This is a genomic window from Bacillus sp. MYb56 (genome assembly GCF_002976445.1).
GTDB classification, from domain to species: domain Bacteria; phylum Bacillota; class Bacilli; order Bacillales; family Bacillaceae_G; genus Bacillus_A; species Bacillus_A mycoides.
The window spans coordinates 48,895-65,424 of sequence record NZ_PCOH01000019.1 but is presented as its reverse complement, the minus strand read 5'-3'; the positions used below and the strand labels follow the sequence as shown (position 1 = coordinate 65,424).

Sequence of the window (16,530 nt, the reverse complement as noted above, 5' to 3'; positions counted from 1 at the left end):
TGTCATCAGGTGACTCGCCCTAGTTTCCAAGTGATGAAAAAATATGTAAGTAACATGTAGGAGGAAATTTTGAAATGGAATTATTAGCAAAAACGAGAAAATTAAATGCGTTATTACAGAGCGCAGCAGGAAAGCCTGTAAACTTTAGAGAGATGTCTGACACAATGTGTGAAGTAATTGAAGCGAACGTGTTCGTTGTAAGTCGTCGCGGTAAATTATTAGGATATGCGATTCACCAACAAATCGAAAACGAACGTATGAAGCACATGCTTGCAGAGCGTCAATTCCCAGAAGAGTATACGCAAAGTTTATTCAATGTTACAGAAACATCTTCAAATTTAGGTGTGGATAGTGACTACACAGCATTCCCAGTAGAAAATAGAGAATTATTCGGTCAAGGTTTAACTACAATCGTACCAATCGTTGGTGGCGGTGAGCGTCTAGGTACACTAGTATTAGCTCGTCTTGGTCAAGAGTTCTTAGACGATGATTTAATTCTTGCTGAATACAGCTCAACTGTTGTAGGTATGGAAATCTTACGTGAAAAAGCAGAAGAAATCGAAGAGGAAGCACGTAGTAAAGCTGTTGTTCAAATGGCGATTAGCTCATTATCTTACAGTGAGTTAGAAGCAATCGAGCATATCTTCGAAGAATTAAATGGAACAGAAGGTTTACTTGTTGCAAGTAAAATTGCTGATCGCGTAGGAATTACTCGTTCGGTAATCGTAAATGCACTACGTAAATTAGAAAGTGCTGGTGTTATTGAGTCTCGCTCTTTAGGTATGAAAGGAACATACATTAAAGTGCTAAACGACAAGTTTCTACAGGAACTTGCTAAATTAAAAACAAACTAATTTATAAAAAAACTCTCCTCGCTTGAGGAGAGTTTTTTGTTTTTTTAAGTGAATGATTTTGCTTACGTAAGGCGTCATGACAACATTCATTAGAAAACTATTAATTAACCTTCAATTCCTTGCTTAAAGGAATTGAAGGTTGGTAATACTAGGATTTGAGCGTGAAAAAAAGAAAGTTTTACATTGTTCGCATTTTCGACTTGATTGTAATATTTCAGTATGATATAGTAAGCAGTGGTGTCAGTACAAAGTACACACGTTTACTGATTTAAGTGTTGGTGCTACGTTCGTAGTTTCGCTTAGAGATGAAGTAAACGGAGGATATCAAAAAAACCATTTAGGAGGAACTAAATTATGTCAGTAATTTCTATGAAACAATTGCTTGAAGCTGGTGTTCATTTCGGACATCAAACTCGTCGTTGGAACCCAAAAATGAAGCGTTACATCTTCACAGAGCGTAACGGTATCTACATCATCGACTTACAAAAAACTGTGAAAAAAGTTGAGGAAGCTTACAGAACGATGCGTGACATCGCTGCTGAAGGTGGAGACATTTTATTCGTAGGTACTAAAAAACAAGCACAAGAAGCTATTAAAGAAGAAGCAACTCGTGCTGGTATGTACTTCGTTAACCAACGTTGGTTAGGTGGAACTTTAACAAACTTCCAAACAATCCAAAAGCGTATCAAGCGTCTTAAAGATATCGAAAGAATGCAAGAAGATGGTACTTTCGAAGTACTTCCTAAGAAAGAAGTTGTTCAACTTAAAAAAGAGTTAGAGCGTCTTGAGAAATTCTTAGGCGGTATTAAAGATATGAAAGGTCTTCCAAGTGCATTATTCATAGTAGACCCTCGTAAAGAGCGTATTGCAGTTGCTGAAGCACGCAAATTACACATTCCAATCATCGGTATCGTTGATACAAACTGTGATCCGGACGAAATCGATCACGTTATTCCAGCAAACGATGATGCAATTCGTGCTGTAAAACTTCTTACATCTAAAATGGCAGACGCGATCCTTGAAACAAAACAAGGTGAAGAAACTGTTACTGCGTAACAAATTTGGAAAGGTGATAAGGGGTTCGGCCTTTTATCACCTTTTTTAAGGTATAAACACCTTTATAAAAGGTATAAATACATATTTTAGGAGGATGAAAAATATGGCAATCACTGCACAAATGGTAAAAGAACTTCGCGAAAAAACTGGCGCAGGTATGATGGACTGCAAAAAAGCTTTAACAGAAACTAACGGCGACATGGAGAAAGCAATTGACTTCTTACGTGAAAAAGGTATTGCGAAAGCTGCTAAAAAAGCAGACCGCATCGCTGCTGAAGGTTTAACTTTCATCGAAACAAACGGTAACGAAGGTTTAATCTTAGAATTAAACTCTGAGACTGATTTCGTTGCGAAAAACGAAGGTTTCCAAGCGTTAATTAAAGAATTAGCTGCTCACTTATTAGCTAACAAACCTGCTAACGTTGAAGAAGCTATGGCTCAAACAATCGAAGGCGGCAAAACAGTAGAAGAGCACATCAACGAAGCAATCGCTAAAATTGGTGAAAAACTTACACTTCGTCGTTTCGAAATCGTATCAAAAACTGATGTTGATGCATTCGGCGCTTACCTACACATGGGTGGACGTATTGGTGTATTAACAGTTCTTGAAGGTTCTACTGACGAAGCAGCTGCTAAAGATGTAGCAATGCACATCGCAGCAGTTAACCCTAAATACATCGACCGCGATGCTGTAACAGCTGAAGAAGTTGAGCATGAGCGTCAAGTATTAACACAACAAGCTTTAAACGAAGGCAAGCCTGAAAAAATCGTTGCGAAAATGGTAGAAGGCCGTCTTGGCAAATTCTTTGAAGAGATTTGCTTACTTGACCAAACATTCGTTAAGAATCCTGACATGAAAGTTCGTCAATTCGTTGAGTCTAAAGGCGGAACATTAAAAGGATTCGTTCGCTACGCTGTTGGTGAAGGTATCGAAAAACGCGAAGACAACTTTGCTGAAGAAGTAATGAACCAAGTAAAAGGTAACAACTAATACAGATTAGGGAACACATTGTGTTCCCTTTTTTAAAATAAAGATGTAAGCAATTGGAGGTTCATTATGAGTAAACCGAAATATAATCGTGTCGTTTTAAAGCTGAGCGGAGAAGCTTTAGCTGGCGAGCAAGGATTTGGAATTAACCCAGCTGTTATTAAGTCAGTTGCGGAACAAGTGAAAGAAATTGCAGAACTTGATGTAGAGGTTGCTGTTGTTGTTGGTGGCGGTAACATTTGGCGTGGGAAAATTGGAAGTGAAATGGGCATGGATCGTGCAGGAGCAGATTACATGGGCATGTTAGCAACAGTTATGAATTCATTAGCTCTTCAAGATAGCTTAGAGAATATTGGAATTCAAACTCGCGTACAAACTTCAATTGAGATGCGTCAAGTGGCAGAGCCTTACATTCGTCGTAAAGCAATTCGTCACTTAGAGAAAAAACGTGTTGTTATCTTTGCTGCAGGTACAGGTAACCCATACTTCTCTACAGATACAACAGCAGCATTACGTGCAGCTGAAATCGAAGCGGACGTTATTTTAATGGCGAAAAATAATGTGGATGGCGTATATAGTGCAGATCCATCTATTGACCCAACAGCTACGAAATACGAAACACTTACTTACTTAGATGTATTAAAAGCAGGTTTAGGTGTAATGGATTCTACAGCTTCTTCTTTATGTATGGATAATGATATTTCATTAATTGTATTCTCGGTTATGGAAAAAGGTAACATTAAACGTGCCGTTTTAGGCGAAAATATTGGAACAGTTGTAAGGGGGAAATAAATTATGGGACAACAAGTATTGAAGTCTTCAAATGAAAAAATGGAAAAAGCAGTTGCTGCTTATTCTCGTGAATTAGCAACAGTTCGCGCTGGTCGTGCAAGCTCGTCTGTATTAGATAAGGTACAAGTTGATTACTATGGTGCACCAACACCAGTTGTGCAATTAGCGAACATTACAGTTCCAGAAGCACGTTTGCTTGTAATTCAACCTTATGATAAAACTTCTATCGGTGATATTGAAAAAGCAATTTTAAAAGCAGATTTAGGCTTAAACCCTTCTAATGATGGAACTGTAATTCGTATTGCATTCCCTGCATTAACAGAAGAGCGTCGTCGCGATCTTGTAAAAGTTGTGAAGAAATATGCTGAGGAAGCAAAAGTTGCTGTTCGTAACGTACGTCGTGACAGTAATGATGACCTTAAGAAGCTTGAAAAAGCTGGCGACATTACAGAAGATGATTTAAGAGGATATACTGAAGATATCCAAAAAGAAACAGATAAATATATTGCAAAAGTTGACGAAATCGCAAAAAATAAAGAAAAAGAAATTATGGAAGTGTAATAGCGATAATTTCGCAAATATGACCCTCTTCTTAAGGGGGTCTTTTTACACTTTTAGGCATACGTCTGCTTGTTGGAGGGTATGAATGATGTTTAAAAAGTTTCCTTTTTTTAAAAGTAAAAAGGTCACATCGTTTGATCATCTCATTGAAAAAGTGAAAAAAGGATATATCCCAGAACATATTGCTATTATTATGGATGGTAATGGAAGATGGGCAAAGAGAAGAGCCATGCCTCGCATTGCTGGTCATCATGAAGGTATGCAAGTTGTGAAGAAAATCACAAAATTTGCAAGTAAGCTTGATGTGAAAGTATTAACTCTTTATGCTTTTTCGACTGAGAACTGGAAAAGACCGAAAAAAGAAGTTGATTATTTGATGAAGCTTCCAGAAGAATTTTTAGGTGCATTTTTACCAGAGTTGATTGAAGAAAACGTACAAGTCCGAGTAATAGGGCAAAAAGATCGTCTTCCTACGCATACGCGCAGAGCGATGGAAAAAGCTATGGAAGATACGAAAGAGAATACGGGATTAATTCTTAATTTCGCGTTAAACTATGGAAGTCGAGATGAAATCGTTTCTGCTGTGCAACATATGATGAAAGATAGTGAGGAAGGAAAAATTCGTTCGGAAGAAATAAGTGAAGAAAAGATTTCTTCTTACTTAATGACGAGTTCTTTACCTGATCCAGAGTTGTTAATCCGTACAAGCGGAGAGCTACGTATTAGTAATTTCATGTTATGGCAAATTGCTTATTCGGAATTTTGGTTTACAGATGTGTATTGGCCAGATTTTACCGAGGAACATTTGCTAAATGCGATTACAGACTTTCAACATAGAGGGCGCAGATTCGGAGGCGTGTAGAAAGAGAGGGTTTGGTAGTGAAACAGAGAATTATTACTGGAGTGATTGCTGCCGCGCTATTCATTCCCATCGTAATTTACGGTGGCGTGCCTTTTACAGTTTTAGTGTATGCACTTGCTTCTATAGGTTTATATGAATTAATTCGTATGAACAAGCTTACGCTTATTTCGGTACCAACAGTTTTAGCTGCAGTATTATTGTGGATTATTTTAATTCCGAGTAGTGCATCAGATCTGTTTACGTGGATTGGGTTAGGTAAATTAGAAATCACATTTGTGATTGTTTTATTACTTTTATCATATACAGTCCTTTCTAAGAATACATTTACTTTTGACAATGCTTCATTTTTACTTATGGCAACGACATATGTTGGAATGGGATTCTTATATTTAAATGAAACGAGAATATTAGGAATCAAATATGTGTTCTGTGCACTATTTGTCATATGGGCAACTGATTCAGGTGCATATTTCATAGGGAAAGCATTTGGAAAAAGAAAATTATGGCCAGAAATTAGTCCGAATAAAACGATTGAAGGTTCATTAGGCGGTATTGTTTGTGGAATTGTTGTTGCACTTGTTTACAATATGTTCTTCCCAGTTGAAGCGAATGTAGGAGTTTTAATCGTTCTGACGATTATCATTTCTATTTTTGGACAAATTGGTGATTTAGTGCAATCTGCATTTAAACGCCATTATGGTGTAAAGGATTCAGGTACAATTTTACCTGGACATGGTGGTATTTTAGATCGAACAGATAGTTGGTTATTTGTGTTACCAATTCTATACTTCTTATTACAATACAATTAATAAATGAACGAGGGGTTGGAGTCATGAAAAACATTAGTTTACTAGGTGCAAGCGGATCAATCGGTACACAAACATTAGATGTGTTACGCTCGCACCCAGACCAATTCCGTCTCGTTGCTTTTTCTGTAGGGAAAAATGTTGATTATGCAGTAAAGGTAATTCAAGAATTTTCCCCGCAAATTGTCTCTGTGCAAAGAGAGGAAGATGTTTTAAAATTACAAGCTGTTTCTGGTAATACAAAAGTAGTATATGGTAGCGAAGGCTTATTAGAAGTAGCGCTGCACCCAGATACAGAAATTGTAGTGAATGCTGTTGTAGGTAGCGTAGGGTTGTTACCGACACTCCGCGCAATTGAGGCGAAAAAAACAATTGGAATTGCAAATAAAGAAACGTTAGTAACTGCAGGGCATCTTGTAATGGAAGCAGCACGAAAACATAATGTATCGTTACTTCCAGTAGACAGTGAACATTCAGCTATTTTTCAATGCTTGAATGGTGAAAATGAAAAAAGAATCTCTCGCTTAATTATAACTGCTTCAGGCGGAAGTTTTCGTGATAAAACGAGAGATGAATTGCATCAAGTGACCGTAGAAGATGCACTTCGTCATCCAAACTGGTCAATGGGTTCGAAAATTACAATTGATTCTGCTACAATGATGAATAAGGGGCTAGAAGTAATTGAAGCACACTGGCTTTTTGGTATCCCTTATGAGCAAATCGATGTTGTTCTACATAAAGAAAGTATTATTCATTCTATGGTTGAATTTGAAGATCGTAGTGTAATGGCACAGCTTGGCTCACCTGATATGCGAGTACCGATTCAATACGCGCTTACATATCCTGATAGATTACCTCTTTCAGACACGAAACAGTTAAATTTATGGGAAATGGGAACATTGCATTTTGAGAAAATGAATCAAGAGCGTTTCCGTTGTCTACGTTTTGCGTATGAAGCTGGAAAGACAGGTGGAAGTATGCCGGCTGTAATGAACGCGGCAAATGAAGTAGCTGTTGAAGCTTTTTTACAAAAGAGAATTGGTTTCTTAACAGTGGAAGACCTCATTGAAAAAGCAATGCACCATCACACTGTCATTGCACGTCCGAGCTTAGAGGAAATTCAGGAAATTGACGCAGCCACAAGACGGTTTGTGATGGAACAAATTTAGCAAAGGTGGTTATGGAATTGAATACAGCGATTGCCTTTATATTAATTTTCGGTGCACTCGTATTTTTCCATGAGCTAGGGCATCTATATTTCGCAAAAAGAGCAGGTATTTTGTGCCGCGAGTTTGCGATTGGTTTTGGTCCGAAAATATTCTCATTTGAAAAGAATGAAACGGTGTATACGATTCGATTACTGCCCCTTGGTGGCTATGTAAGAATGGCTGGCGAGGATGCGGACACAGTTGAGTTAAAACCTGGAAAAAAGGTTGGACTTGTATTAAATGAAAAAGACGAAGTTGTGAAATTAGTTTTTGACGGACATGAAAAATATCCAAATGTTCGTGTCATTGAAGTCGAACAAGCTGATTTAGAGCATAATCTTACAATTTTGGGTTATGAAGAGTACGAGGAAGAGCTGCAAACATTCCGAGTAAATGAAAAAGCTCGTATCATTTCTGCGGGAGAAGAAATTCAAATCGCTCCGTACAATAGACAATTTGGCTCTAAAAAATTGGGCCAACGTGCTCTAACAATCTTTGCAGGTCCTGCAATGAACTTTATTCTAGCATTTGTTATTTTTGTGATTCTTGGATTTGTACAAGGAGTTCCTGTTGACAAACCAATGGTCGGAAAAGTAATGGAGAATAGTGCTGCAGAACAAGCTGGATTAAAAGAAAACGATACAATTCAAGCAATCAATGGGAAAAACACTAGTACATGGAAAGATGTTGTAACGATTGTACGTGAAAACCCAAATAAAGAAATTACGTTACATGTAAAGCGTGATAGTGAGCAATTTAATGTGAAAGTAACACCAACGCTTGATAAAGAAGGAAAAGACGAAGTTGGTAGAATTGGTGTTTATTCTCCTGTAGAGAAAACAGTGATGGGTTCTATTAAATCAGGGTTTGAACAAACATACGAATGGACGAAACTAATTTTTGATTCTCTTGTGAAATTAGTAACGGGTCAATTTTCTATTAATGAGTTGTCAGGTCCAGTAGGAATTTATAATCTAACAGATCAAGTTGTAGATTATGGATTTACGCGTGTACTAAGTTTAGCGGCAGTTTTAAGTATTAACCTTGGTTTATTTAATTTATTACCAGTCCCAGCTTTAGACGGTGGACGTTTGTTCTTCTTCTTAATTGAAGCATTACGAGGAAAACCAATTGATCGTCAAAAAGAAGGAATGGTTCACTTTATTGGGTTTGCATTATTAATGTTGCTTATGTTAGTTGTAACATGGAATGACATCCGTAAGTTTTTCTTGTAAAATAAGAAGAAGTTTATAATGAAATAGAGCTCATAGAATAAAATTCCTCACCTAACTCGAGGTGAGGGATTTTATTGCGTGTAAGAGTAAAATGAAGAGGTGCGAATAAATGAAACAAAGTATGGTATTCAGTCCTACATTACGTGAAGTTCCAGCAGACGCTGAAATTAAGAGTCATCAATTATTACTTCGCGCAGGGTTTATGCGTCAAAATGCTTCTGGTATTTATAGTTTTCTACCATTTGGTTTAAAAGTGTTACACAAAGTAGAACGTATTGTTCGTGAAGAAATGGAGCGCGCAGGGGCAGTAGAACTATTAATGCCAGCTATGCAAGCTTCTGAATTATGGCAAGAATCAGGTCGTTGGTATTCTTACGGATCAGAATTAATGCGTATGAAAGATCGTAATGCTCGCGAGTTTGCGCTAGGGGCAACTCATGAGGAAGTAATTACAGATCTTGTACGTGATGAAATTAAATCATACAAAAAACTACCATTAACATTATATCAAATTCAAACAAAATTCCGTGATGAGCAAAGACCACGTTTCGGTTTATTACGCGGAAGAGAATTTTTAATGAAAGATGCGTATTCTTTCCATGCAACACAAGAAAGTTTGGATGAAGTATATAGCGGTTTATACAAAGCGTATTCTAATATCTTTGCTCGTTGTGGTTTGAATTTCCGTGCAGTTATCGCTGATTCTGGAGCAATGGGTGGAAAAGATACACACGAATTTATGGTGTTATCTGATGTAGGTGAAGATACAATTGCGTATTCTGATACATCTGATTATGCGGCAAATATTGAAATGGCTCCTGTTGTTGCTATGTATACGAAGAGTGATGAAGCCGAAAAAGCACTTGAAAAAGTAGCAACTCCAGATCAAAAAGCTATTGAAGAAGTATCTGCATTCTTAAATATCGCAGCGGAAAAATGCATTAAATCTATGGTGTTTAAAGTAGATGCGAAATTAGTAGTAGTACTTGTTCGTGGCGATCATGAAGTCAATGATGTAAAAGTGAAGAATGTATACGGAGCTTCAGTCGTTGAGCTTGCTTCACATGAAGAAATAAAAGAGTTATTAAACTGTGAAGTGGGTTCTTTAGGACCGATTGGTGTTACAGGGGATATCGAAATTATCGCTGACCATGCTGTAGCATCAATTGTCAACGGATGTTCAGGAGCGAACGAAGAAGGGGTCCATTATGTAAATGTAAATCCAGAACGTGACTTTAAAGTAAGTCAATATACGGATTTACGCTTCATCCAAGAAGGAGACCAATCTCCAGATGGAAATGGAACAATTCTTTTCGCACGTGGAATTGAAGTTGGTCATGTATTCAAATTAGGAACTCGTTATAGTGAGGCAATGAACGCAACGTTCTTAGATGAAAACGGAAAAACAAAACCACTTATTATGGGTTGTTACGGTATCGGTGTATCTCGTACAGTGGCAGCAATCGCAGAGCAGTTTAATGATGAGAACGGTTTAGTTTGGCCAAAAGCTGTTGCACCGTTCCATGTGCATGTAATTCCAGTAAATATGAAATCTGATGCACAACGTGAAATGGGTGAAAATATCTACAACTCATTACAAGAACAAGGGTACGAAGTATTACTAGATGATCGTGCAGAACGTGCAGGTGTTAAATTTGCAGATGCAGATTTATTCGGCCTTCCAGTTCGCGTGACAGTTGGTAAAAAAGCAGACGAAGGTATTGTAGAAGTGAAAGTACGTGCTACAGGCGAGTCTGAAGAAGTGAAAGTAGAAGAACTTCAAACATATATTGCTAATATTTTAAAATAAGAAGAGGTACCTCGTAATGAGGTACCTTCTCTTTCTTTGTAAACGTATTTTGTAAAAGAAGAAGGAAGAAATCTTTCTTTGTAGTACGTTTCAATTTATAATAGCAAATGGAAGGAGAGTGCTTATGTCATTAACAAATGAACAACAAGAGCGATTTCAAATTTTGCTCCAACAGTTGCAAATACCAGAAGACCTTATAAATCAATATTTACATGGCGGTGGTATTGAAAAGCTAGTTATTGATAAAGCGAATAAAAGTTGGCATTTTGACTTACAAGTGCCACGTATTTTGCCGACAGAATTATATGAGTTGCTAGAAACAAAGCTTAAGCAATCATTTTCTCATATTGCAAGAACAACATTTGCATTAGAAGCAGAGAATAAACAATTTACAGAAGAAGAAGTGAAGGCATATTGGCCGCTTTGTACAGAACGAATTACATTTTCACCTATGTTCGCGTACTTAAAGAAGCAACTTCCGCAGGTCAATGGCGTGAAGTTGCTATTAAATGTGAATAATGAGCTGGAATCTACTACTTTAAAGAAAAACGTTGCGAAACCAGTAGGTGATCAATACGAAGCTTTTGGATTCCCGCGTTTTCAGTTAGACACACATATAAAGCAAAATGCAGAAGAAATGCAAAAGTTTCGTGAGCAAACACAGGAAGAAGATCGTCAACGAGTTATACAGGCTATGGAAGAGATGGCTAAAAGGCAAGCTGAAGAAAGTGATGTTGTTCATGAAGGACCAGTTGTGCTTGGTTATCTTATTAAGCCAGATGAAGAGATTACGCCGCTGCGTGAAATTCAAGATGAAGAAAGAAGAAAAACCGTTCAAGGGTATGTTTTCCATGTAGAGACGAAAGAACTTCGTAGTGGACGTACATTATTAACTTTAAAGATAACTGACTATACGGACTCTATTATGATTAAGATGTTCTCACGTGATAAAGAAGATATCCCGATGTTACAATCTTTGAAAAAAGGAACTTGGGTAAAAGCGCGTGGTTCAGTTCAAAATGATACATTCGTGCGTGATTTAGTTATGATCGCAAATGATATAAATGAAATAACGGGACCTTCTCGTAAAGATAAAGCAAAAGAAGGGGAAAAAAGAGTAGAACTTCATCTTCATACTCCAATGAGTCAAATGGATGCTGTTACTTCTGTTTCTAAGCTCGTTGCCCAAGCCGGAAAATGGGGGCATGAGGCTATTGCAGTTACAGACCATGCTGTTGCACAGTCGTTCCCAGAAGCATATTCTGCTGGTAAAAAGGCTGGAGTTAAAGTTCTATATGGTGTAGAAGCAAATTTAGTTAATGATGGTGTGCCGATAGCATATAACGAAGCACATCGTCTACTTGCAGAAGAAACATATGTTGTCTTTGACGTTGAGACAACAGGGTTATCTGCTGTATATGATACAGTCATTGAGTTAGCTGCTGTAAAGGTAAAAGGTGGAGAAATTATTGATCGCTTTGAATCTTTCGCAAATCCTCATCAACCATTATCGGCGACGATTATTGAATTAACAGGTATTACAGATGATATGTTAACTGATGCACCAGAAGTGGACGAAGTGTTTAAAAAGTTTGAGGAATGGATGGGTGACCATACACTTGTTGCTCATAACGCAAGCTTCGATATGGGCTTTATTAACGTAGGTTTTAAAAAGGCTGGGATAGAAAAAACGAAAAATCCAGTTATTGATACGTTAGAACTTGCACGGTTCTTATTCCCAGAAATGAAAAATCATCGATTAAATACGATGTGTAAAAAGCTTGATATTGAATTAACGCAACATCACCGTGCGATTTATGATACAGAAGCAACGGGATATTTACTTGTGAAGATGTTAAAAGATGTGATTGAAAAGGGATTTGAATATCACGATAAACTAAACGATAGTATGGGACAAGGGGATGCGTATAAACGTGGGCGTCCAAGTCATATGACGTTACTTGCCACATCAGATGTTGGGTTGAAAAACTTATATAAACTTGTTTCATATTCTCACCTGAATTACTTTTATCGTGTACCACGTGTACCACGATCACTATTAAAAAAATATCGCGAAGGCATTTTAGTAGGAACAGCTTGTGACAAAGGTGAAGTATTTGAAGCTATGATGCAAAAAGCGCCTGAAGAAGTAGAAGAAATTGCACAGTTTTACGATTACATTGAGGTTATGCCTCCAGAAGTGTTACGTCATTTAGTGGAACGTGAACTCGTTCGAGATGAAGGACAGTTAAAAACAATAATTTCTAACTTAGTAAAACTAGGTGAGACGTTAGATAAGCCAGTTGTTGCTACTGGGAATGTGCATTATTTAGATCCAGAGGACGCGATATATCGGAAAATTTTAGTCAGTTCGCAGGGAGGAGCTAATCCGTTAAATCGCCATTCATTACCGCCTGTACATTTCCGTACAACAAATGAAATGCTAGATTGTTTTTCATTCTTAGGTGAAGACAAAGCAAAAGAAATTGTTGTGACAAATACACACAAGATCGCATCATTAATTGGTGATGTTCGTCCAGTAAAAGATGATTTATACACACCGAAAATTGAAGGTGCTGATGATGAAACACGTGATATGAGCTATATAATGGCAAGAAGTATCTATGGAGATGAACTACCGGAAATTGTAGAAGCTCGTTTGGAAAAAGAATTGAAAAGTATTATTGGACATGGATTCGCCGTTATTTATTTAATTTCACATAAGCTTGTGAAAAAATCATTAGTGGACGGTTATCTAGTAGGTTCGCGTGGATCGGTAGGTTCATCGTTTGTTGCAACGATGATGGAAATTACAGAAGTAAACCCATTACCACCGCACTATGTATGTCCAAAGTGTAAACAATCAGAGTTCTTTAATGACGGTTCTGTAGGTTCTGGTTTTGATTTACCAGATAAAGAATGCCCAACATGTAATGTTCCATATGTGAAAGATGGGCATGACATTCCTTTCGAAACGTTCCTTGGATTTAAAGGGGATAAGGTACCGGATATCGATTTGAATTTCTCCGGAGAATACCAACCGCGCGCCCATAACTATACGAAATTACTGTTCGGTGAAGATTATGTATACCGCGCAGGAACAATTGGTACGGTTGCGGAAAAAACCGCTTATGGGTATGTGAAAGGCTATGCTAATGATCATAACTTAACAATTCGAAATGCAGAGATTGATCGCTTAGTTGCGGGATGTACAGGTGTAAAGCGTACGACCGGACAGCATCCAGGTGGTATTATCGTTGTACCAGATTACATGGATATTTTTGACTTTTCACCAATTCAGTTTCCGGCTGATTCAATAGGTGCTGAGTGGAGAACAACGCACTTTGACTTCCACTCAATTCATGATAATTTATTGAAACTTGATATATTAGGACACGATGATCCGACTGTTATTCGTATGCTTCAAGATTTAAGTGGTATTGACCCGAAAACAATCCCAACGGATGATCCAGAAGTAATGAAAATTTTCTCTGGTCCAGAGTCTTTAGGGGTAACGGAAGAACAAATTAACTGTAAAACAGGTACACTTGGTATACCAGAGTTTGGTACGAAATTCGTAAGACAAATGTTAGAAGAAACGAAACCAACGACGTTTTCAGAGCTTGTCCAAATTTCTGGACTGTCCCATGGTACAGATGTATGGTTAGGTAATGCGAATGAATTAATTTATAACGGTACGTGTACACTGAGTGAAGTTATCGGTTGTCGTGATGACATCATGGTATATTTAATTTATCAAGGCTTGGATCCATCATTAGCCTTCAAAATCATGGAGTCGGTGCGTAAAGGTAAAGGTGTACCAGAAGAATGGGAAGAGGAAATGAGAAATAACAATGTACCAGGTTGGTATATTGATTCATGTAAGAAGATTAAGTACATGTTCCCTAAAGCCCATGCGGCTGCTTACGTACTTATGGCTGTACGTATTGCATACTTTAAAGTACATTTCGCACTTTTATTCTATGCGGCATATTTTACAGTTCGTGCAGATGACTTTGATGTAGAGGCGATGGCGAAAGGTTCAGCATCCATACGTGTAAAAATTGATGAAATTGCACAAAAAGGATTGGATGCAGCACCGAAAGAGAAGAGTTTATTAACGGTACTAGAAATGACACTTGAAATGTGTGAGCGTGGTTATTCATTCCAAAAGGTTGATTTATACCGCTCGCATGCAACCGAATTTATAATTGATGGGGATACTTTAATTCCTCCATTTAATGCAGTTCCCGGTCTTGGTACAAACGCAGCTTTCAGTATTGTTGAAGCTCGTAAAAATGGTGATTTCTTATCAAAAGAAGACTTACAGCAGCGCAGTAAGGTTTCTAAAACGATTATTGAGTATTTAGATGGTCAAGGTTGTCTAGGAGATTTACCGGATCAAAACCAATTGTCACTGTTCTAATAGGTAGGAAAAATCTTTGCAAATCAACATTTGCTATGGTATACTATAAACCGAGATAACCATGTCATGTATATTTTGCGAAAAAGAGAGTGGGGAAACCCACTCTTTCGTGTTACTATCTACATTTTGCTTATGTAGATAGTAAAGATATTTCTGTCGTATATACATATTTTGTTACAAGTTTTACTTCTTAAATTTGGTAATACTAAGACAGATATTCCCTGCTTAACGGCAGGGGCTTTTGTTAGCTAACGAGAAAGAATAAGATAGACCGTCTTTATGAACGGGATCTTTTCTTGTAGATGGTACATGGCGGCAGGAAGGAGGCTGTTTATGGATAAGAAAGTCACAGAAATTGTAGAAGCATTTGCGCAGCCAATCGTTGAAGAGTTAAATCTTGAACTTGTAGATGTAGAGTATGTGCAAGAAGGACAAGACTGGTTCTTACGCGTATTCATCGATTCTGAAAAGGGAGTCGAAATTGAAGAATGCGGTGCGGTAAGTGAACGTTTAAGCGAAGCTTTAGATAAAGAGGATCCAATTCCTCATCTTTACTTTTTGGATGTATCATCTCCTGGAGCGGAACGTCCATTAAAGAAAGAGAAAGACTTCCAGCAAGCGGTAGGAAAACAAGTGGCAATTAAAACATATAAGCCGATTGATGGTGAGAAGATGTTTGAAGGAAAGCTACTTTCCTACGACGGTAATACAATTACACTACTATTAACAATTAAAACACGTAAAAAAGAAATCCAAATTCCAATGGATAAAGTTGCAAATGCGCGACTTGCTGTTACGTTTTAGTAAGAAGGGGGATCTTCATGAGCACTGAGTTGTTAGATGCTTTGCTCGTATTAGAGTCAGAAAAAGGTATTAGCAAAGATATTATTATTGATGCGATTGAAGCAGCATTAATCTCTGCTTATAAACGCAATTTTAACCAAGCACAAAACGTTCGTGTGAGCTTTAACCCAGAAGTGGGAACAATTCAAGTTTTAGCACGTAAGGACGTTGTAGATAATGTGTTTGATCCACGTCTTGAAATCTCTGTAGAAGAGGCAAGACAAATTAATCCAAACTACCAAGATGGTGACGTACTAGAAATTGAAGTAACGCCAAAAGATTTTGGTCGTATTGCAGCGCAAACTGCAAAACAAGTTGTAACACAACGAGTTCGTGAGGCGGAACGTGGTGTAATTTATTCAGAATTTAGTGATCGTGAAGAAGACATTATGGTTGGTATTGTACAGCGCCAAGATGCTCGTTTCATCTATGTAAGCTTAGGTAAAGTAGAAGCTTTATTACCTGTAAGTGAGCAAATGCCAAATGAGCAATATAAACCACATGATCGTATTCGCGTATTTATTACAAAAGTAGAAAAGACAACAAAAGGACCACAAATTTACGTATCACGTACACATCCTGGTCTTTTAAAACGTTTATTCGAAATGGAAGTTCCAGAAATTTATGATGGAACTGTAGAAATTCGCTCTGTAGCACGTGAAGCAGGCGACCGTTCTAAAATTTCTGTATATGCAGAGAATATCGATGTTGATCCAGTAGGTTCTTGTGTAGGACCGAAAGGACAACGTGTACAACGCGTTGTAGATGAACTAAAAGGTGAAAAGATTGACATCGTTCGCTGGTCGAATGACCCAGTTGAATATGTTGCAAATGCTTTAAGTCCATCACAGGTTGTTAAAGTACTTGTAGATGAAGCAGAGAAAGCAACAACTGTTGTTGTTCCAGACCACCAGCTTTCATTAGCGATTGGTAAGCGTGGACAAAATGCGCGTCTTGCAGCTAAATTAACAGGCTGGAAAATTGATATTAAAAGTGAGTCTGATGCGAAACAACTTGGTATTGTGACAGAAGAAGATAGCGTAATCGCATTCGGATTCGATTCAGCTGAAGACGAAATCGAATAGAGGT

13 protein-coding genes are annotated in these 16,530 nt (G+C 37.7%); all 13 read left to right on the top strand.

Annotation, left to right across the window (positions count from 1 at the left end):
* Positions 1-74 precede the first annotated feature (74 nt).
* The 13 genes from codY (at position 75) to nusA (ending at position 16,526) form a co-directional block, all read left to right on the top strand.
* Positions 75-854, top strand: a complete 780-nt coding sequence (gene codY, locus CQ058_RS20660) for a GTP-sensing pleiotropic transcriptional regulator CodY (protein WP_002014541.1) — start codon at positions 75-77, stop codon at positions 852-854.
* Positions 855-1,208: 354 nt separating this feature from the next.
* A complete protein-coding gene (gene rpsB / locus CQ058_RS20655) occupies positions 1,209-1,910 on the top strand; it encodes a 30S ribosomal protein S2 (protein WP_002088178.1) in 702 nt (233 codons plus the stop codon).
* A 103-nt stretch (positions 1,911-2,013) separates the two neighbouring features.
* Positions 2,014-2,901 (top strand): translation elongation factor Ts, encoded by an 888-nt coding sequence (gene tsf / locus CQ058_RS20650; protein WP_105589953.1) that lies wholly within the window; start codon positions 2,014-2,016, stop codon positions 2,899-2,901.
* A 66-nt stretch (positions 2,902-2,967) separates the two neighbouring features.
* Positions 2,968-3,690 (top strand): UMP kinase, encoded by a 723-nt coding sequence (gene pyrH, locus CQ058_RS20645; RefSeq protein ID WP_002014544.1) that lies wholly within the window; start codon positions 2,968-2,970, stop codon positions 3,688-3,690.
* 3 nt (positions 3,691-3,693) lie between these two features.
* The gene (gene frr, locus CQ058_RS20640) at positions 3,694-4,251 is read left to right on the top strand and encodes a ribosome recycling factor (protein WP_000531506.1); all 558 of its coding nucleotides are present in this window, start codon (positions 3,694-3,696) and stop codon (positions 4,249-4,251) included.
* An 85-nt stretch (positions 4,252-4,336) separates the two neighbouring features.
* The gene (locus tag CQ058_RS20635; protein WP_002014545.1) at positions 4,337-5,113 is read left to right on the top strand and encodes an undecaprenyl pyrophosphate synthase; all 777 of its coding nucleotides are present in this window, start codon (positions 4,337-4,339) and stop codon (positions 5,111-5,113) included.
* 17 nt (positions 5,114-5,130) lie between these two features.
* A complete protein-coding gene (gene cdsA / locus CQ058_RS20630; protein ID WP_105589952.1) occupies positions 5,131-5,922 on the top strand; it encodes a phosphatidate cytidylyltransferase in 792 nt (263 codons plus the stop codon).
* Positions 5,923-5,945: 23 nt separating this feature from the next.
* On the top strand, positions 5,946-7,088 hold the full coding sequence (gene dxr / locus CQ058_RS20625; RefSeq protein ID WP_002014547.1) for a 1-deoxy-D-xylulose-5-phosphate reductoisomerase: 1,143 nt from the start codon (positions 5,946-5,948) through the stop codon (positions 7,086-7,088).
* A 17-nt stretch (positions 7,089-7,105) separates the two neighbouring features.
* On the top strand, positions 7,106-8,362 hold the full coding sequence (gene rseP, locus CQ058_RS20620) for an RIP metalloprotease RseP (protein WP_002088169.1): 1,257 nt from the start codon (positions 7,106-7,108) through the stop codon (positions 8,360-8,362).
* A gap of 109 nt (positions 8,363-8,471) precedes the next feature.
* Positions 8,472-10,172, top strand: a complete 1,701-nt coding sequence (locus tag CQ058_RS20615; protein WP_002192648.1) for a proline--tRNA ligase — start codon at positions 8,472-8,474, stop codon at positions 10,170-10,172.
* Positions 10,173-10,296: 124 nt separating this feature from the next.
* Positions 10,297-14,598, top strand: coding sequence for a PolC-type DNA polymerase III (locus tag CQ058_RS20605; RefSeq protein ID WP_002190498.1), 4,302 nt, complete (start codon positions 10,297-10,299; stop codon positions 14,596-14,598).
* A gap of 333 nt (positions 14,599-14,931) precedes the next feature.
* Positions 14,932-15,402, top strand: coding sequence for a ribosome maturation factor RimP (gene rimP, locus CQ058_RS20600; protein ID WP_002088165.1), 471 nt, complete (start codon positions 14,932-14,934; stop codon positions 15,400-15,402).
* Positions 15,403-15,419: 17 nt separating this feature from the next.
* Entirely contained in the window at positions 15,420-16,526 is a 1,107-nt protein-coding gene (gene nusA, locus CQ058_RS20595) for a transcription termination factor NusA (protein ID WP_002014554.1), read from the top strand.
* Positions 16,527-16,530 lie beyond the last annotated feature (4 nt).